Here is an 18,473-nt window from a genome sequence, read left to right as displayed (position 1 = left end):
ACTCAAAGAGAATGTGATGCCATAGCCAATGAACTTAATCGTCGTCCAAGAAAGAGGTTGGGCTATAAGTCACCCATCCACTGCTTCCTTAACTGTTAGGGTGTCGCGCTTCAAAACTGATACTAGGCATTATCCTCACCATTCAAATTTCTGGATGCTTATCAATAAAATCTTATATCGACCCATCCTACTCCGATGTTGATTACTCACAAATACTACCAACGTCTAAAAAGTTTGATACATATATAGATGTAAAATTCCATCCAAACAACCCCTACCAGCGGTACCCAAACACACATCTGAGAAAAGTAGTCAACAAGGTCATCAACAAAAGTAACGTAATCAGAATTGTAAAAAACGATCCCGAAATAGAGTTAAGCATTGAAGTTTACAGCCATGATGAATTAAAGGACTTTGCTAAAGAAGCTGTTACAGGTATGTCTCTCGGCCTTATCGGTGCATCTCTTGCAGATTACTATGAAATACGCATAACGCTGGATGGTAAAAACGGCTCTTTTTACAACAAAAATTATAGCCATGCCATCTATACGCAAGCCGGAAACACCGTATCCAAGCCACTTGAAGAGAGCAAACCGATATCACCTCAGGATGCTTTCGATAAAATCATCGAACAGGTCATTATTCAATTCATAAAAGATATGCAATCACAAGGTGTATTTATATAACCAACCCAACAGTGGCTTTCATTAAAAACCACCAAACTAAGTAAACAAAGGGTACTTACCCGCAAAGATAAGTGTCCTTTATTACATCCCTATACGTATAATCAACTAACACATTTGACTTTTCTTGGATAGACTTGCCTTATCAAGAAAAATTATCGCCTCTTACCGCCGACATGATTGCATTAACATTATTAGCCACAATCAAAGTATCAATCGGCGTAGAAAAAAATAATGGTCCACCAACATTACCCCTATACTCAGGTGGAACACTTTCCTTTAAAACACGCGATATCGCCGAGGCGCAATTATTACTCAGCATTTCAAAACGTACAGCATTTGATTCACAGCTCTGCTCCAGACGCTGAACTTCTTGTCTGAACCAATACGTATTCATACCCTTGAGCAAAACACCTTTCATACCTGTCGCAAACGGAAGCTGTTCAAGCTTTGCGTATGTGCTAATACAGCCAATACACATAACAAGATGCATCCCCCCCAGAATTGGAGTTAGCAAGAAAGATTGAGGCAGAAAAAATGTTGATAGACCTATAGCTGTCAGACTAACCGACATGACCTTGATAAGGCGTAACATAGTACCCTTCAAATCAGGACGACCTTCAGCAAATTGAATACCGCCTTGAGCACCATAAGGATGTGAACTTTCTCGATTATAATACAGCTGTGCACCTTCACAATGGGGAGTACGTAGCATAAGGTCATTTTGAGCCAGCTGGTTACATTCTGTAGGCTTTGGAAATAAATTTTGCGCGGATTCCCACTTAAACAATCCAATGGTGCCCAATAAAGGAATATGACGCATCAACCGCACTTTGCGTCCATCAATACTAACCTGCCGAAACAAAATCCGATTTACCAATGCTCCCAATAAGGATGACCCGCAACATGTCTTTATTGAGGGATAACTTGGCTGACATTCGTGCGCTGTCAAATCTAAAAGCTGATTTGGGGGAGTACTGTTTGGCGTTAAAACTTTGTTCATCGAATAATCCTCAAAAGTTTAAAACGCAATTATTTACTCCCAAGACATAAAAAGTTGATAACAAAATCGTTATCCAAACCAACACAATACTGCGAAAGCGATCTTTCGCATGCATTAAAGCGATTAACACTCCTGTTATTAAAAAAGGGCGCTTACCCATCAGGTTAAGCGCCCTTGTTTTATCCAGGATGAAGCTCCTTATTTAGGCAGCACCATCTCCACTTCATCGTGTGGACGCGGAATCACATGTACAGAGATCAGATCCCCTACACGCTCAGCCGCAGCTGCACCGGCGTCTGTAGCCGCCTTAACTGCACCCACATCGCCACGTACCAGCACAGTCACCAGACCACCGCCGATCTGCTCCTTGCCAACCAGTGTTACGTTAGCGGCTTTTACCATCGCATCTGCGGCTTCAATTGCGCCTACCAGACCTTTGGTTTCAATCATTCCCAAGGCATTGGAAACGGACATAACCTTCCCCCATTAAATAAATACATCTACAAGCATGCGGGGAAGACCAGGCCTCCCCGCTGATTGTTATCAGATATAAGGTGTTGCGCTGGAAGGCGCAGGGCCACCCAGACTTTCCAGCAGAGGAATACCTACATCACGGGCGGTCAGAATGGCCTGACGTACCGCACCGGAATCACCACAAATCTGCAGGATAACTTCGTTGGAATAGCTGGTGCCCTTGGCTGGAGAGGCATAACCCAGCACTTCCACATCCGCAGCCTTCAGGGCCACGTCAGCCAGCATCACGCCGATCACCGCAGGTGCACCTACGATCAGACCGAATGCCTTGCCAATTGGTGCACCAAAGGCTTTATTCAGTGCAAAGGAGGCGCGAGCCGTGTATTGGAACTCAAGGTGACCGGCAGGGTTACCGTAAACATCACCAAACTTCTCTTCGAGATTATTCAGAGCAACTTCCACTGCACGACGAGCGTCGGAGACATCATCAGCACCGAAGATGATCAAGCTGCCATGGCCGGCACCGCCCTTGGTGTCCCGTGGCAGTTCAATGGAGATGATCTCGGTATTGGTATCCTTAACCGCATCGTCAGCGGCCATGACCTGTGGGCCCGCACCGGTACGGCCACCGAAGATACCGATGGAACGGTATCTCTTGTCGATATTCATCGCTTCCAGCAATGCGCTGTCTACGTTGGCAATGACCAGACCCATGGTATCGCCAATCGCAGTGCCTACAAATTCAGGCATACGACAGGCTTTGGCTTCTGGCTGCTCAGCGGGAGCGGCTTTAGATTCTTCCTGCTTCTGCATGAGCTGAGCCATAACCTCGCTCATCATTTTCTCGACGATCTGTTCCTGCATGACACTCTCTCCGTGAATAATAGAGATTCAAAAACCCATATTTATTTGATGGCAAAGCTGCCTACGAGCACACAGCGACGGTTGCGGGCAAAGGAACGGGCAGAGGTCAGCCCCTCTCCTGTTGGCCCGGCAATGGTAAAGGTGGTATGCCCTTCCCCACCGACACCCAGACCGGCAAAAGAAGGTCCGTTCTTGACCAGAATGGTGGTTTCCAGCTCTTTCGCGTAACGGCTGAGCACATTGATATCAGAGGAATGAACAATGGCCGTATGACGGAAGCCGTGTTCAACCTTCTTGGCCAGTTGAATACCCTCATCCGCATCTTCGACACGAATCAGTGGCAATACCGGCATCAACATCTCTTCCTGAACAAACGGATGCTCTGATGAGGTTTCCAGCAAAATAATGCGGGTAGACGTCGGAGCCTGAATACCAATGGCCTCAAGCAACCAGGCGGCATCCCGACCAATACAGTCCCTTACCGGCTTGCCGTCTTTCAGCACCAGACGTTCAAGCGCCTCTATATGGTGAGGCTCGGTGAGCAACCAGGCACCCTGCTTCTGCATCTCAAATATCAGGTAATCGGCGATGCAGTTCACCGCGATCACTTCCTTCTCCGCGATGCAGGGAATGTTGTTATCAAAGCTGCAGCCGGCAACGATATCCGCCGCAGCCTTTTCGATATCAGCCGTCTTATCCACCAGCACAGGCGGGTTACCGGCACCGGCTCCGATCGCTTTCTTGCCGGAAGACATCACGGCCTTAACCAACCCCGGGCCACCCGTTGCGACCAGCATATTGATCTGGGGGTGCTCCATCATAATGCGAGTGTTGTCGTGCGAGGGTTCCGCCACAGTCACAACCAGATGTGCCGGCCCACCAACCTTCCGAATAGCCTGGTTGATCAGTTCTACCGCGAACAGGGAAACCTTGCGTGCTCCCGGGTGTGGGGCAAAGACGACAGCATTACCTGCGGCAATCATGCCAATGGCATTGCAGATCACAGTTTCTGTTGGGTTAGTGGAGGGCGTGATGGCGCCAATAACACCATACGGAGAAAGCTCAAGCACCGTCAGGCCGTCATCACCGGTAAAGGCATAGGCCTGCAGATCTTCAACGCCCGGGGTTTTATCCAATACCAGCTGGTGTTTGAGAATCTTGTCAGTTACCCGGCCCATACCGGTTTCCTGCACACCCATATGGGCCAGCTTTTCAATCTGTGGCCGAACCTCGGCACAAATCGCATCGATAATACGACTACGGACTTCCAGACGGCTGTTAAACAGTGTCTGCTGAGCGGCAGCGGCTGCCGTTATCGCCTCATCCATGGTGGCAAAGATGCCATTGTCCGGATCAGCCCGGTGTTCTTGAGCCAATGGCTCATCGCTCGTTGCCGGCAGGGCTTCAATCGTCTGAAGTTCCCGGCATACCTGACGGACAATATCCTCAAGAGTCTGCTGTTCCACTTGCTGCCCTCTCTGTTCCATCACAGCCCACCTCAACCCTGTACCGGGAAGCAGGCCTGCAAACAGGTTCTGGCAATCCGGATATCCTGCTCCGAGCTGCCCCCACTGACACCAAAACCACCGATCAGCTGGTTCTGTTCAAAAACGGGGCGACCGCCTCCAAAAGTCACCAGCCGCCCCTCAAAACTGTGCCCAAGGCCGTAAAAGTCTCCGCCTTCCTTTACCAGCTCACCCACCTGCTCGGTCGGCATAGCCATCGACAGTGCGGTATGGGCCTTGTACCGGGCGACTTCCACTGCGGCCAGCAGCGAGCCATCCATACGTTCATGGACTACGATATGCCCGGCACCATCAACAACTGCAAACACCAGAGCAATGCCGGCCTTGCGTGCTTCTTCCTTGCCCAATTCAACTAAACGACGGGCCTTGTCCAGAGTCATAGCTGGCTTATCAGCCACCAGCAACTCGCTGACCACCTTGCGGGTAATTTCTGCGGTCTGCTCAGCGGTAAAAGTGGGACCTGTGTCGTTCATACCGACTCCCCGGGAAACAGAAATGGGATACCTTTGATCAACCGGGCACCGTTGGCCCCGATCCGACGCAGAGCTTCAGAACCGGCTCCGCGGAAAAACTGTTCAGAGAAAACCGGCTGCAGGCCGACCTTCTCATGGTGAAGTGTCACTCTGTCAGTACTGATGCCCAGCCCGACACCAAGGCGAGAGGCTCTGGCGGCATCCAGCCCGGCTTCGCAGATATCCTTCTGCTCACTGATTGTGATAAAGAACGGGATACCTTCTTCCTCGATACCGCACAACAGCGGCCGGATCAGTTCCGGAGAGATACCGGAGAGACAGTGCAGATGGATGCCGATCTTGTCTTCGTGCTTATCCATGGCGGGCACCTGCACAGACAAAGCCTGACAACACCAGACCGGTCGCCACGGCATTGCGCGGCCCCTGGGTTCCCTGAATATTGCCGCGACCGGCTACGATGCCATAGCGGGACAGGGCATCCGTCACCATTTCCGGCACTTCAAAATCCAGCGCCGAGCCACCGACCAGCACCACATGGTCAATATTGCGGATATTGCCGGTTTTGGAGACCCGCTTCAGAGCACGTAAAGCATTAGTCACAAAAACTTTGCGCTTGGCATCCCGACGCACCCGGCGGATCTTCTCTACAGAATCCACCGCCAGAACCGGCTGCATACTGTCATCTTTAAGAATGACAACGCGGGCAAACAGTCGAGGTTCCAGCGGCTCTGAGAAGAACTGCACCGAACCATCCTCATGGCGCATATGGAACAGGCTTTCGACTTTGGCCAGCGGATATTTTTTAAGGTCTTCCGCCAGTTCGATATCACCCAGGCCCAGCTCGCGGTCGATCAGCATGGTGACCATATCCCCTGCACCGGCCAGATGGCAGGAATCAATCAGACCATTGCGATCAATCAGTGAGGCATCAGTTGAACCTGCGCCCATATCGATAATGGCCAGCGGCTTTTCCGTGCCCGGCGTGGTCAGCGCGCCGAGAATAGCCATCTCCGCTTCTACACCACCCACCGTGACCGGCTTATCCAGCGTCTTCTGAATATCTCCAGCCACCCTGTCCATTTGCAGCTTGTCGGCCTTTACCATTGCCGCCAGACCAACCGCGCTTTCCATGGCGAACTCTTCCGCCACACCACCTTTCACCTTTTGCGGTACAAACGTATCGACCGCCAGCAGATCCTGAATCTGGATCTGTTCAATCTTCAGCTCGGTCAAACGTGCCATCACCAGCCGGACTTTTTCCAGCATACCGCCGGCATTGGTACCGGACTCGCCGCGCACATCCAACAGCGGCTGACAAAACTCCAGGGCATCCATAATCACATCGGCACCCTGGTCAACCGGCACTTCCCGGTTGTTAACCGCCCCCTGCAGTTGAAGCTTGCCGGCGGGAATGACCCGGGCCTTCACATCACCGCTTGGGGTTTTAATCACCACTGCCGAACGGTTACCAATCAGGGCCCGGGCAATGGGTACAATCATTCGGGTTTCATCGGAGTTCAGGTTGAACACCGTGGCTATGCCATAAGGGTTGGACAGGGTTTCCACCACCTGCCCCTGACGAGCGACTTCTACAGCCGTCAGCATATTCACCGGGATACGATCAAAGTGATGGACTTCGTCAATCACCGGCACCGGCGTCTGCAGCCGGTTACATACAAGTACAGCGTCGTCCTTTTGCAGGATCGCGCCTTTTATAAAAACACCGTCTTTTACCAGACGGTTAATCTGCTGTGCCGTAGCATCAAAATCAAAGACAGCCGAAACCAGGGCAATCACATCCTGGCCAATATGCTGGCTGCAGATGTCCTGCAGGTAAACAGACTGGCCAACCCCCAGCCCGATCCCTCCGGGCGTATGAGGGTTATGGCCAATCATGGTGGACTCAGTGATGATGGTTTCGGTAATCGTCTCCATCGCCACATCACCAATCACAGGTGCTGCTTCATTAATGCGAATATCGGTCAGGTCGGCCATAGTCATCCCGGCCTTGCGCAGTGCTTCACTGATGGAAGCAAACACGCCCCGGATATTATCCGCTGTACCTTTGATGCCCGTTGTTTTGGACAGGCCACACCCTAATATCTGTGGTTGTCCGTCTACGATCCGGGCAATGGCACTCTCGGTGGTCGCATTGCCGATATCAACACCTGCAATCAGCTTCATCGTTTCGTCCTTATGCCTGCTTCAAGCGACCACGCTTCTCGTACATCTCAGCGGCTTCACGCACCAGCTTGCCGTTGACCACGGCGCTATACTTGCCTTCCAGCTCTTCGGCGATGGCAATCATCTCCGCTTTGGTGGAACGGTAAGGACGCAGAGCGTTGTAGATTTCCAGGATGCGTTCATCAGGTACGGCAATCAGTTCCGCAGCCCGACGCAGATTACCGGCAAAGGCATGGCGATTGATGCTTTCAGCAATCTGCGCCTGCTTTTCCAGGGTTTCCGGGGCGATACGACAGTCGTCGGCTTTGATAGCACCGGACATCACCCCTTCCAGGGTAATGTCGTTCAGCTTTTTACCAGATGATGACATCACCTTTTCCGGCTGTTTTTTGCTGAGCGGGTAAGCCTCAAGACCGGTCCGGCCTTCAGCGCAGGTCGGGGTGCTGGTCACACCATCCGAACCCATCGCCATCAGGGTTTCACGAATCAATTTTTCCAGAGTCTGCTGATCCATGGCGTCCTTCCTCAATGAAACACAGCTTTGAGTTCAACGGGTGAGCCGCCGTGTACAACGTGCTCGGTCTCTTTGATATGCAGCAGTGCTGCAATCGCCTGATACTTGGGGCGGGCCATCTGATCATTCAGGGCCGGTACCGGTCTGGGTGATTCACCCTTGGCATACTTGGCCGCGTTCTTACCGATCATCCGGTAGTGTTCCAGCTGCAGCAGTGGCGCCTGGGAGAACAGTTCCAGGTTGGTCAGCGGAGCCAGATCCTTCTGGTGAATAACGGTGGTGCCCTTGGACTGGATACCGATACCGATACCGGATCCACTCAGCTTGGCCACATCGTTACCGGCAATAGATACGTCGGAAGAGCGCAGGACACGTACGACACGGGCCACCAGACCTTCTTCCTCAATACCCGCCATCAGCTCACGTAGCACATCGTGGTGGCTCAGGCCGTGAATGGTCTGGGTCTGATGCACACCAAAGGCGGCAGCCACACCGATCACCACCTCATCGGTACGGGTGCCTTTCACGGCTGTTCCCGCTTCGTTCAGGGTCAGCTTGCCATTCGAGGCTACAGGCGCTGCAACGGGATGGCTGGCCTGCTCTTCGGCAGCCATATACTTACCGACGACAGACTCGATGATTTTTCTTACGTCTTCAGGATTCATCTGCATTGTCCGACCCTCCTCAGTTGATGCTGCTGGCATCCATGGCGTTATCGATATCGGACAACTGAGACCAGCGCTCCGCAGAGATCTGGTAGCCAGTACCCGGGCCCATGTAATCGTTGCGATCGTTCACCGCACTGATCACGTTGAAGTCCTTGTCGAGGATGGCGGAGGTGTGCAGATGGTCACCGGAAACCCGCAGCTTCATCAGGTTCAGCAGGGCCTGAGCAACATCATCAAAACCGGCGGTCTTGATCGCTTTCACCACATCGATACCGGTGATGCCGCGCTCCATCATTTCACCAGCGGCCTTGATATCGGCCACCACATCACGCTCCGGCATATCCTTGCTGCCGTGGGCATAGGTCGCAGCTTCCACTTCCGCATCGGTGATTTCCGGCAGACCCAGCGCCTTGAACACGCCCTGAATAACCTTGGCGGCCTTGTTACGGGTGTTCACAACTTCCTCTTCCTTCACAGGATTGAGGCCGCCATCGATACGCAGGTCACGTTGGATGATGTTCCAGTCGTCGAAGTCTTCCGCATCCCAGTTGGAACCGGCAAACATGTTGTCGTAGTTCGGAGTGGAGCTGTAACCGGAGCAGATAAAGTCGGTACCCGGAATCATCTGCATCAGCGAGCGAGCTGTACGACGCAGGTCAGAGTGAGTGAAGGTCTGGTCGTTACTGGACGCACACTCAAGGTCGAGCATCATGGCGATCAGGTTTTCCGCCAGAATGGCACGAACACCACCAGGCACCGCACCCGGTACACCCACGCAGCTGACCGAACCGTTCTGGATACCCTGAACACCGGCACCCTTGGTCATCATCAGGCAGCGTGCTTCCAGATACAGCATGGATTTGCCTTCGGCATAACCCATCAGCACCTCAGAACCGGTACCGGAGGTGTAACGCATCTTCAGACCACGGGAAGCATAGGCGGAAGCCAGGAAGGTCTTGGACCATGGCGTATCGTCACCGTCGATAAATACCGGCTCGGTGCCGTATACGGAGACAGTTTCTGCATAGGCGGTCAGACCACGCATACCCAGCACCAGCTCCACGGCTTCTTCCACCGCACACTGAGTCAGAATACCCGGACGACCAACCTGAGAACCCACCAGCAGCGACAGCGCATTGAAAGGTGCGTAGCGGGCAACGGCAACGGTGGTTTCCATTTCATCGAAGCCACGCAGTGCCGCTTCGGCCGCATCGGCAGCGATCTGAACCGGGTTGTCCTTCACGTTGGTCACGTGACACTGGTTGGATGGTGTCTTACGGGCGCGCATCTTGTTAACGCCCATCATCATTTCCAGAACGCTCATATGACCAACGACTTCGACAATCTTGGCCGGCGTCATGGACAGGGAGTATTCGAGGATTTCATCGCGGCTGACGTGGATATCCACCAGCTTGCGAGCGATATCCAGAGACGGGGTAGACATGGCTTTGTCTACGTTTTCGAGACGGATAGCGTTATCAGCGATAAACGCGTCCAGCAGGTCAAAGTCTTCCCGCTTTTTACCATCCAGTTCAACAACACGGCCATTTTCCACCTTGATGCCCGGCTTGGGATCGAGAGGGGAGTTCATGGCAATCAGACCGACTTCCGGCCATTCCTTCACATAGCCATCCTGGTTAACAGGACGATCTTTCAACACCTCAAAGCGCTTGGACTTCATTCGCGATCCCTCTGGCAGAGACAGACCAGGCCGGCTCCGCCTTTATGCGAAACATTTCAGTGAGTTGTGGCAGTAAACCTGCGGTTAAACGACGTTAAAAATTTATTCAGGACGGAAGAATGAATTCGACCTCGCCATGAGGGCGTGGAATAACGTGGATAGAAACCACGTTGCCAACCCGCTCTGCGGCAGCCGCTCCGGCATCAACCGCAGCCTTGACGGCACCGACATCACCACGCACCAGCACAGTGACCAGACCACCGCCCGCCAGTTGCTTGCCAATCAGCGTGACATTTGCGGCTTTGACCATGGCATCAGCAGCTTCAACCGCCCCAACCAGACCTTTGGTTTCAATCATTCCCAGGGCATTAGACACAGACATTACCATCTCCGGATCGATTCCGATTCAAGTTAAATGTTTATCTCAACGTTATTTAATTCTGTTTCTTTCTCGCTGCTAGGATCGCCTTAACCAAATCATCTTTTTTGGCGAACTTAATTTTCTTTCTGGCGATACTGAAGTCTTCTATCAAACGCGCCATATGGCGAAGATCAACTGTGCGACACTGATATAATTCTTTTTCAGTTAGAACCTTTTCGTCTGCAACAGTTAACTCCTGCTGATCAATTAATTTTTCTAATTCTTCAACAACAGGTAACCCAGCTTCTGGTTCAGGAATCACTTCAATGGGGGCAGGGGTTTCAGCCTTAATGTCTGACTGTTTTTTAATCGGATAAGGAGCATCATCAAACAGGACTTGTAATTCTTCTATCGGGCGGGCAATAACATGACTTGAAACCAGACATCTGTCATTAGCCAGCGCTCCTACAGCGGCTTCGACAGCAGCCCGTACAGCCCCAACATCCCCGGAAAGTGCTGTCGTCCATAATCCGCCTTTGGCGGTTTTGACAGCCATAATTTCTACATTTGCCGACTTCAGACAAATATCGGCAACCTTAACCGCTGCCAGATAACCAAGAACCTCAATGAAGCCAGCCGCTTTGCGCCCAGTCATACCATTCACCTGTTCTGTAATGGTTGGCATGCTAGGTTTTTGTTTATTGGCAAGTGTTGATTTGAATCACAAGAGCGGATTTTTTGTTTGTTCTTGTTTAATTCCAAGAATACTTGTTCATTATTTAATCTCAGAACAAACGCCAGATAGCGTATTAATAGTTATTAATACCTATACACCAAAACATTGATCATTCATTCACATTTAAAACTAAAGCTAAAAACATTCGCATCGTCTTTTGATTTAAAACAAAAGGATCATAACCGTTCTATGGAATTATTCTTTCCGGCTGGGCAGAAACAACAGCCAGAGATAGTTTTTCACGCCGGCAATACCCCTGTATAAAGATTCATCAATTGCCGGCTTTTTTATTCTTGTCAGCGTCAACATCATTAATAAGGTGCAGACATGGAAAAAGTGATTATCGCTCCCGGAAAGTATGTTCAAGGTTATGATGTACTTTCCAATATCTCCCGTTACGTGAAACCTCTTGGCCAGAAGCCTCTGGCCATTGCCGACAACTTTGTTGCCGGACTGGTTGGCGGCACTGTTCGCGAAAGCTTCCTGCAGGACAATATGGAATTGATCCTGGAGCAGTTCAACGGCGAATGCTCCCGTCCGGAAATCGAGCGTATTCAGGCCATCTGCCAGTCTGCAGGTGCTGATGTCATCATCGGTTTCGGTGGTGGCAAGACGCTGGATACTGCCAAGGCGGTTGGCTACTACGCCAAGATCCCGGTCGTGATCGTACCGACCATTGCCTCTTCCGATGCACCGACCAGCGCCCTGTCTGTTATCTATACCCCGGAAGGTGAGTTCAGCGAATACCTGCTGCTGCCAAAGAATCCGGATATGGTGATGATGGATACCAAAGTCATTTCCCAGGCGCCGGCCCGCCTGCTGGTATCCGGTATGGGTGATGCCCTCTCCACTTATTTTGAAGCCCGCGCCAACCGTGCATCCGGCCATACCACCATGGCCGGAGGTCAATCCACCCAGGCAGCCTTTGTACTGGCAGAGCTCTGCTACAAAACCCTGCTGGCTGATGGTTTGAAAGCGCGCCTTGCCGTGGAAAGTGATGTCTGCACCAAGGCCGTGGAAAACATCGTTGAAGCCAACACTTACCTCAGCGGTATTGGTTTTGAATCCTCCGGTCTGGCAGCTGCGCACGCCATTCACAACGGCTTCACCCACCTTTCCGAGTGTCACCACTTGTTCCACGGTGAGAAGGTCGCCTTTGGCACCCTGACTCAGCTGGTACTGGAAAATGCACCACTGAAAGAGATCAACACCCTGATCGACTTCTGCCAGTCTGTTGGTCTACCGACCACGCTGGCTGAAATGGGTATCAAGGAAGCTACACCAGAGAAACTGCGTATTGTTGCGGAAGGCGCCTGCGCCGAGGGCGAAACCATCCACAATATGCCGTTCCCGGTCACGGCGGACGCGGTGGTTGCAGCACTGATCACTGCCGACAAACTGGGCGCTCGCTAAAAACCATTAATCCCCAAAAAGCAAAAAGCCTCTTCGCAGTGAAGAGGCTTTTTTGTACCGCTTAAGGCATGGAAATCTTATTCAAGAAAGTCCAGATACTTCTCGGCATCCAGCGCGGCCATACAGCCAGTACCGGCAGAAGTAATCGCCTGACGGTAAACATGGTCCATAACATCACCGGCGGCGAACACACCCTTGATGGATGTCTGGGTCGCATTGCCTTCCAGACCACTTTGTACCTTCAGGTAGCCGTCTTTCATTTCCAGCTGACCGTCAAACAGGCCGGTGTTTGGTGTATGACCAATGGCCACAAACACACCATCCACAGCGATATCTTTGGTAGAACCATCCAGTGTGCTCTTGATACGCATACCGGTTACACCGGCATCATCACCCAGCACTTCATCCAGAGTGGCATCCAGCTCCAGTTTGATATGACCGCTGTCCACCTTATCCATCAGCTTCTGCTGCAGGATCTTCTCGGCCCGGAAGGTGCCGCGACGGTGAACCAGAGTCACGCTGGAGGCGATATTGGACAGATAGAGCGCTTCTTCAACGGCAGTATTACCGCCACCGATCACAGCCACCGGCTTGTTACGGTAGAAGAAACCATCGCAGGTGGCACAGGCCGATACGCCTTTGCCCATAAACGCTTCTTCACTCTCCAGCCCCAGATAACGGGCGCTGGCACCGGTGCAGATAATCAGCGCATCACAAGTGTACACGCCATTGTCGCCGGTAAGACGGAATGGACGCTGTTCCAGCTCGGCCTTGTTAATATGGTCGAAGATAATTTCGGTATTAAAGCGTTCGGCGTGCTGCTGCATGCGCACCATCAAGTCTGGTCCCTGCAGACCTTCCACATCACCCGGCCAGTTATCTACTTCGGTGGTGGTGGTCAGCTGACCGCCCATCTGCATGCCGGTAATCAGCACCGGATTCAGGTTGGCACGTGCTGCATATACAGCAGCGGTGTAACCCGCCGGTCCCGATCCAAGAATTAACAGCTTAACGTGCCGCGCTTCACTCATTCTTAACTCCCCGTCATCCGTCACCCCGTTTGGCTGACAAGAGCCGGGCTTCGGAATCCACTATCGTTTACACAGTTTGTCCGACATAATAACCAGCTCACCCGCTGTGAACCAGTCATGAATAACTATCGCAGCTATTCATTCTGTATATAGAACGCCAAATTATTATGAGAGAACAGCTTCAAAGCACAGGACGTGGTATTGATTATCTGCTGATTGGCCTGCGCCGATTGCCTGAACCCGGCATTCTCAGCCATGTCATTATTCCCCTGACCGTGAACATTATCGTGTTCGCCACCATGATCTGGTATGCGGTTAAAGAGTTTTCCAATCTGGTGGATGCCATGGTCGGCTGGCTGCCGGACTGGCTGAGCTTTCTCTCATTTCTGGCCTGGCCGGTGTTTGCCTTTGCGCTGGCAATCCTGATGTATTTCACCTTCACTCTGGTCGCCAACTTTATTGCCGCACCCTTTAATGGTTTTCTGGCAGAACGCATTCAGAATGAGCTGGATCCCGGCTGTGTGCCGGATGCCGGCTTTAAAGAACTGATGAAGATGATTCCCCGCACCATTGTCCGGGAACTACAGCGGCTGGCTTACTATCTGCCCCGGGCCATAGTGCTGATCATTCTGACCTTTATTCCCCTGGTGGGCTTTGTGACGCCGGTGTTGTGGTTTCTTTTCTCGGCCTGGATGCTTGGCCTGCAGTACAGCGACTATGCTGCGGATAACGAGCTGTATAACTTTCAGGAAACCAAAGCCCGGCTGGCAACACCAAGATTGCAGACCATGATGTTTGGTGGCCTCACTTCGGTACTGACGCTGATTCCCATTGTGAATCTGGTTTTGATGCCGGCGGCAGTGATTGGCGGCACTTACCTTTGGGTCGAGCGTCGCGGGCCGCGTACACTGTAAAGATCTGCTCTGGTTACCACGCTCTGCGTGGTAATCCGAATGGCACTATACACTCCCACGGAGACCATGGGAGCGAGTTGATGCAGCTGGTCTTTTTTTGCGCGAATGAATCAGTCGAGATCATCATCCGGCGTCGTCACCACTTCCGGCTGCGGCGGCATAACAATGCTCTTGTCTTTGCCCTTGTAAGGCAGCTGCCCGAGGATATGACGCATGGCGTTCAGACGAGCGCGCTTCTTATCATCGGAGCGAACAATCGACCAGGGCGCATCACGGGTATCGGTGTAGTGGAACATCTGCTCCTTGGCTTTGGTGTACTCATCCCATTTGCCGATGGAGGCTTTATCCACCGGAGACAGCTTCCACTGTTTCAGTGGATCCGTACGACGCTTTTCAAACCGGCGCATCTGCTCATCACGACTTACCGAGAACCAGAGCTTAAACAGCCGAATACCGCTGTGAACCAGCATCCGCTCGAAGTCGGCGACTTCCCGGATAAAGCCCATATACTGCTTCTTGTTGCAGTAACCCATCACCAGTTCAACCCCGGCCCGGTTGTACCAGGAGCGGTCAAACATCACGATCTCGCCCTTGGTCGGCAGATGCTGAACATAGCGCTGGAAGTACCACTGCCCTTGTTCAGGGCCGGATGGTTTCTCAAGCGCAACTACCCGGGCACCACGAGGGTTCATATGCTCGGTCATCCGTTTGATGGTGCCGCCCTTGCCGGCAGCATCGCGCCCTTCAAAGATAATGATGATCTTCTCACCCTTCTCCTTGACCCAGTTCTGCATTTTGACCAGTTCAATCTGCAGCTGGCGCTTTTCCTTCTCATAGTCCCGGCGGCCCATCTTCGGAAGTCCGGTCGATGGAATGATGATGGACTTTTTCGGTGTCACCACAATATCACTCTGTGGCTCATCCACTGGTCTGGCAGCAGCCGCTTTTTCCAGAGTTTCCATAGGCCTCCCTCTCCCTTGTGTTTTATTTTTTTGGCTATTTATTGTTCTTCTGGGTTTACCCTAACAAAGCCTCAGAGGGTTTTATTGATGACAATCAAGAAACCCTCGGAAACCACTTACAAAATCTTTACAACAACCAAAATCAGCTACCCTTGCCGCTCTCCACAGGACAAGAACCATGAACGATCGTATAAAAACAGGAGATTACCCCTTCTGGCGCTGGATCATGCTGCTGGTTCTTATGCTGCTCAGCGCGCTGATCCAGCTGCAGTGGCTGACCCATGCCGCAGTCGCCCGTCCGGCCGAGAGTTTTTACTTCTATCAGATTCAGCAGCGCCCCTGGCTGGAGATCGATAATCTCGCCTTGCTGTTTATGGTGGTGTATCTGTTCCTCTCAATACCGGCATCCTGGTTGATTACCCGTATTGGTCTGAAAAACAGTCTGCAGATTTCTGCCCTGTTGCTGGGGGCTTTCAGTCTTTTAAAAGGTCTTGAAGCCGATAGTCTGGCGACGGTGTTTGTCGCCCAGTTGGGGCTGGCCATTATTCAGCCTGTCATTCTGAATGCTTCAACAACTCTGGCAGATCAATGGTTTCCTCTGGAAGAACGGGCACTGGCAAACGGGCTGACCATTCTCAGTCTGTTTATTGGTGTCATTGCCGTGATGGCCATTACCCCCGAGTTTGCTGTCAGTGATCCTTCCGATGGCAGCTATGGCAAAGGCATTCCCATGATTGTGGAAATCTATGGTGTGGTCTGTGCCGTAATTTCCGCTACCTGCTTCTGCCTGCTGAAAGACAGCCCGGTGCAAACCAACACATCAGCCGATACCTCAGCTAACACCTCAGAGATTGCTCACAACACTAAACTGCCGGTGCGCGAATGCCTGAGACGTCTGCTGCATGACCGCAACATGCGCATCTGTATATTTCTATTTATGGTAGGGCTGGGATTATTTAATGCGATCAGCTCACTGACCGATGCCATCAGCGCCAGCCTGAGAGTTGAAGATTCCGATGGCCTGCTGGCCATGGCAATGATGGTGGGTGGCATTATCGGCGCAGTGGTTTTCCCCCTGCTGTCCGACCACAGGAAGACCCGCAAAAACATTTTATTGTTATGTACTTTGGGCATGCTGCCATCACTGGCCTGTCTGGCCTGGGCTGATAGCTTGTTATTGAATAGCGAAGCAATTTATCAGCTGGCACTGGCAGCTACAGCCCTGTTTGGCTTCTTTGTCTTGGGCGCAGGCCCGGTGGGATTTCAATATGTTGCCGAGGTAACGGCACCGGTTCCTGAAGCCTATTCACAAGGCGCTCTGTATCTGGCGGGACAGTTCAGCGGCATATTGATGGTGATTGCCATGTCGGTGGAGAAGTACCAATGGCTGCCGCTGATCTTGAAGCTGTCTGTTCTACTGACACTGCTGTGCGTGCTGGTGATTCTTGCATTATCAGAATCACCAGCCATGATACAAAGTTCAAGAACGAAGCTTACGCCGGATTAAGCACAGGTCCACGGCTCTGAGGCTGATCAGGCTTATGCCAGCTGCGACGCTCAAAGGCCAGCAGAACAAGACCGACACAAAAGGTGATCGCTTCTGTCAGCGGAGCCACCAGCCAGATACTGTCGCTACCGAACTGCTTCGGCAACACGGCCAGCAGAACCAGTACCAGAATCACGCCCCGCAACAAGGACAGCACGCCAGCCAGGATCGGCTTTTCCAGGGCGGTAAAGAACCCGGAGATCACCACATTCATACCGACAAAGATAAAGCCCATGGCAAAGATCTTCATGGCTTCGTGGGAGAGCGCAATAATATCCGGTTCATTCAGGAACATCGACGCCAGCACATCACCGGCCAGGAAACCCAGGAAGAAACAGCTGACCGAGAATACCAACGCCACCTTAAGCGTCATCTTCAAAGCCTGCCCCATCTTGTCGAAACCTTTCCGGCCACGCTGGAAGGTGATGATCGGCTGCATGCCCTGAGTCAGACCGATCATGGTCAACAGCACAAAGTTATTGAAGTAACCGATCACGCTGAAAGCCGTCAGACTGGTATTCCCCAGATAGGCGAGTATTGCGCTGTTGAAGGCCAGCAGAACCACACCGGCAGACATTTCCGTAATACAGTCCGGCACGCCAATTCGGATATAGCTCATCACCTTTTTCAGGTCTGGCTTGATACGCATAAACTTGAGCGTACCACCGCCATAACGGTAATGAATAACCAGCACGATAGCCTGCAGCAGCTGTGCCATACCCGTGGCAATAGCCGCGCCGCGCAGCCCCATGCCCAGCTCAATAACCAGAATGTAGTCCAGAACAATATTGGTTGTGGCAGCCACCATGATGATAGCCAGCTCCCGACGCGGATAGCCATCGACCTTGATGAACACTTCCATCGAGTAGGCAACCAGATAGAAGGCATTAAAGAACAACAGAGTGCCCAGGTATTCCACCACCAGCGGGATTAAATCGCCCTGCGCCCCCAACAGCATGGCCAGCTCTTCCACAAACACCAGACTGATGCCACACACCGCCAGACCAAAGGCCAGCAGGAAATAAATACAGGTGGAAAAGACCTTGCTGGCTTCCTCCCCCTGTCCTTTGCCACGTAGTACGCCGGCAACGGTAGCACCACCAATGGAGACCAGAATCGAGAAGGCAAACATAATGCTGATAAACGGCAGAGAGAGGTTAACAGCGGCCAGCGCTTCCGGCCCCACACCTTTCCCCACGAACATGCCATCCACCATGGTATACAGGGCGAACACCCAGACCGATATGGTCGAAGGCACGGCATACTTCACCAACGCAGAGGCCACACTGACCTTCCGCAGATCAACCTGACCAGACATGAAACACCTCGAAGATAAACGACATCAGCCCAAAAACAAGGCTGGGAAAATTATGAAAATGGTTGTGTCTCAGATACTAGAGAAACGGGGAATTGCGTTATATACGGACAAATACAGCGACA

At 52.0% G+C, this 18,473-nt stretch carries 19 protein-coding genes and 1 pseudogene; 5 read left to right on the top strand and 15 right to left on the bottom strand.

Annotated elements, in window-relative coordinates; all coding sequences use genetic code 11:
• Positions 1-99, top strand: a pseudogene (locus tag EHSB41UT_RS25060) (IS30 family transposase); the annotation flags it as partial.
• 338 nt (positions 100-437) lie between these two features.
• The gene (locus EHSB41UT_RS19705) at positions 438-686 is read left to right on the top strand and encodes a hypothetical protein (protein WP_087112575.1); all 249 of its coding nucleotides are present in this window, start codon (positions 438-440) and stop codon (positions 684-686) included.
• A 142-nt stretch (positions 687-828) separates the two neighbouring features.
• On the opposite strand, the gene EHSB41UT_RS19700 is transcribed toward EHSB41UT_RS19705, so the two are convergent.
• The 12 genes from EHSB41UT_RS19700 to EHSB41UT_RS19645 form a co-directional block, all read right to left on the bottom strand.
• Positions 829-1,686, bottom strand: coding sequence for a hypothetical protein (locus tag EHSB41UT_RS19700; RefSeq protein ID WP_133060586.1), 858 nt, complete (start codon positions 1,684-1,686; stop codon positions 829-831).
• A gap of 198 nt (positions 1,687-1,884) precedes the next feature.
• On the bottom strand, positions 1,885-2,160 hold the full coding sequence (eutM, locus tag EHSB41UT_RS19695) for an ethanolamine utilization microcompartment protein EutM (RefSeq protein ID WP_087112573.1): 276 nt from the start codon (positions 2,158-2,160) through the stop codon (positions 1,885-1,887).
• A gap of 69 nt (positions 2,161-2,229) precedes the next feature.
• Entirely contained in the window at positions 2,230-3,024 is a 795-nt protein-coding gene (gene pduB / locus EHSB41UT_RS19690) for a propanediol utilization microcompartment protein PduB (RefSeq protein WP_087112572.1), read from the bottom strand.
• A 41-nt stretch (positions 3,025-3,065) separates the two neighbouring features.
• Positions 3,066-4,511, bottom strand: a complete 1,446-nt coding sequence (locus EHSB41UT_RS19685; protein WP_087112571.1) for an aldehyde dehydrogenase family protein — start codon at positions 4,509-4,511, stop codon at positions 3,066-3,068.
• 11 nt (positions 4,512-4,522) lie between these two features.
• Positions 4,523-5,023, bottom strand: coding sequence for a GlcG/HbpS family heme-binding protein (locus EHSB41UT_RS19680; protein ID WP_087112570.1), 501 nt, complete (start codon positions 5,021-5,023; stop codon positions 4,523-4,525).
• The gene (locus tag EHSB41UT_RS19675) at positions 5,020-5,382 is read right to left on the bottom strand and encodes a glycerol dehydratase reactivase beta/small subunit family protein (RefSeq protein ID WP_165767348.1); all 363 of its coding nucleotides are present in this window, start codon (positions 5,380-5,382) and stop codon (positions 5,020-5,022) included. The genes EHSB41UT_RS19680 and EHSB41UT_RS19675 overlap by 4 nt, the downstream gene beginning before the upstream one ends.
• Positions 5,375-7,207: a diol dehydratase reactivase subunit alpha gene (locus EHSB41UT_RS19670; RefSeq protein WP_087112568.1), complete on the bottom strand. Its 1,833-nt coding sequence runs from the start codon at positions 7,205-7,207 to the stop codon at positions 5,375-5,377. The genes EHSB41UT_RS19675 and EHSB41UT_RS19670 overlap by 8 nt, the downstream gene beginning before the upstream one ends.
• A 10-nt stretch (positions 7,208-7,217) precedes the next feature.
• The gene (locus EHSB41UT_RS19665; RefSeq protein ID WP_087112567.1) at positions 7,218-7,721 is read right to left on the bottom strand and encodes a diol dehydratase small subunit; all 504 of its coding nucleotides are present in this window, start codon (positions 7,719-7,721) and stop codon (positions 7,218-7,220) included.
• A gap of 11 nt (positions 7,722-7,732) precedes the next feature.
• On the bottom strand, positions 7,733-8,392 hold the full coding sequence (locus EHSB41UT_RS19660) for a propanediol/glycerol family dehydratase medium subunit (protein ID WP_087112566.1): 660 nt from the start codon (positions 8,390-8,392) through the stop codon (positions 7,733-7,735).
• A gap of 13 nt (positions 8,393-8,405) precedes the next feature.
• A complete protein-coding gene (locus EHSB41UT_RS19655; RefSeq protein ID WP_087112565.1) occupies positions 8,406-10,070 on the bottom strand; it encodes a propanediol/glycerol family dehydratase large subunit in 1,665 nt (554 codons plus the stop codon).
• Between the two features lie 106 nt (positions 10,071-10,176).
• Entirely contained in the window at positions 10,177-10,452 is a 276-nt protein-coding gene (locus EHSB41UT_RS19650; RefSeq protein WP_087112564.1) for a BMC domain-containing protein, read from the bottom strand.
• 52 nt (positions 10,453-10,504) lie between these two features.
• Positions 10,505-11,116 (bottom strand): BMC domain-containing protein, encoded by a 612-nt coding sequence (locus EHSB41UT_RS19645; RefSeq protein ID WP_242667368.1) that lies wholly within the window; start codon positions 11,114-11,116, stop codon positions 10,505-10,507.
• Positions 11,117-11,494: 378 nt separating this feature from the next.
• On the opposite strand from EHSB41UT_RS19645, the gene EHSB41UT_RS19640 reads away from it, so the two are divergent.
• The gene (locus EHSB41UT_RS19640) at positions 11,495-12,580 is read left to right on the top strand and encodes a glycerol dehydrogenase (RefSeq protein ID WP_087112563.1); all 1,086 of its coding nucleotides are present in this window, start codon (positions 11,495-11,497) and stop codon (positions 12,578-12,580) included.
• A 77-nt stretch (positions 12,581-12,657) separates the two neighbouring features.
• Here EHSB41UT_RS19640 and trxB read toward each other — a convergent pair whose 3' ends face one another.
• Positions 12,658-13,611, bottom strand: coding sequence for a thioredoxin-disulfide reductase (gene trxB, locus EHSB41UT_RS19635; RefSeq protein ID WP_087112562.1), 954 nt, complete (start codon positions 13,609-13,611; stop codon positions 12,658-12,660).
• Between the two features lie 167 nt (positions 13,612-13,778).
• Between trxB and cysZ the strand changes: the two genes are divergently transcribed.
• Complete coding sequence (gene cysZ / locus EHSB41UT_RS19630; RefSeq protein ID WP_087112561.1) at positions 13,779-14,525, top strand: sulfate transporter CysZ; 747 nt, start codon at positions 13,779-13,781, stop codon at positions 14,523-14,525.
• A 110-nt stretch (positions 14,526-14,635) separates the two neighbouring features.
• Here the strand turns inward: cysZ and ppk2 are convergent, their stop codons facing one another.
• Entirely contained in the window at positions 14,636-15,487 is an 852-nt protein-coding gene (gene ppk2 / locus EHSB41UT_RS19625) for a polyphosphate kinase 2 (RefSeq protein ID WP_087112560.1), read from the bottom strand.
• 178 nt (positions 15,488-15,665) lie between these two features.
• On the opposite strand from ppk2, the gene EHSB41UT_RS19620 reads away from it, so the two are divergent.
• Positions 15,666-16,994: an MFS transporter gene (locus EHSB41UT_RS19620; protein ID WP_087112559.1), complete on the top strand. Its 1,329-nt coding sequence runs from the start codon at positions 15,666-15,668 to the stop codon at positions 16,992-16,994.
• On the opposite strand, the gene EHSB41UT_RS19615 is transcribed toward EHSB41UT_RS19620, so the two are convergent.
• Complete coding sequence (locus EHSB41UT_RS19615) at positions 16,981-18,351, bottom strand: MATE family efflux transporter (RefSeq protein WP_087112558.1); 1,371 nt, start codon at positions 18,349-18,351, stop codon at positions 16,981-16,983. The two genes, EHSB41UT_RS19620 and EHSB41UT_RS19615, sit on opposite strands and share 14 nt — an antisense overlap.
• Positions 18,352-18,473: the final 122 nt, after the last annotated feature.

Source organism: Parendozoicomonas haliclonae (assembly GCF_900174585.1).
GTDB classification, from domain to species: domain Bacteria; phylum Pseudomonadota; class Gammaproteobacteria; order Pseudomonadales; family Endozoicomonadaceae; genus Sansalvadorimonas; species Sansalvadorimonas haliclonae.
Note: the sequence above shows the minus strand (reverse complement) of the source record. Positions and strands in the feature narration are given on the sequence as shown.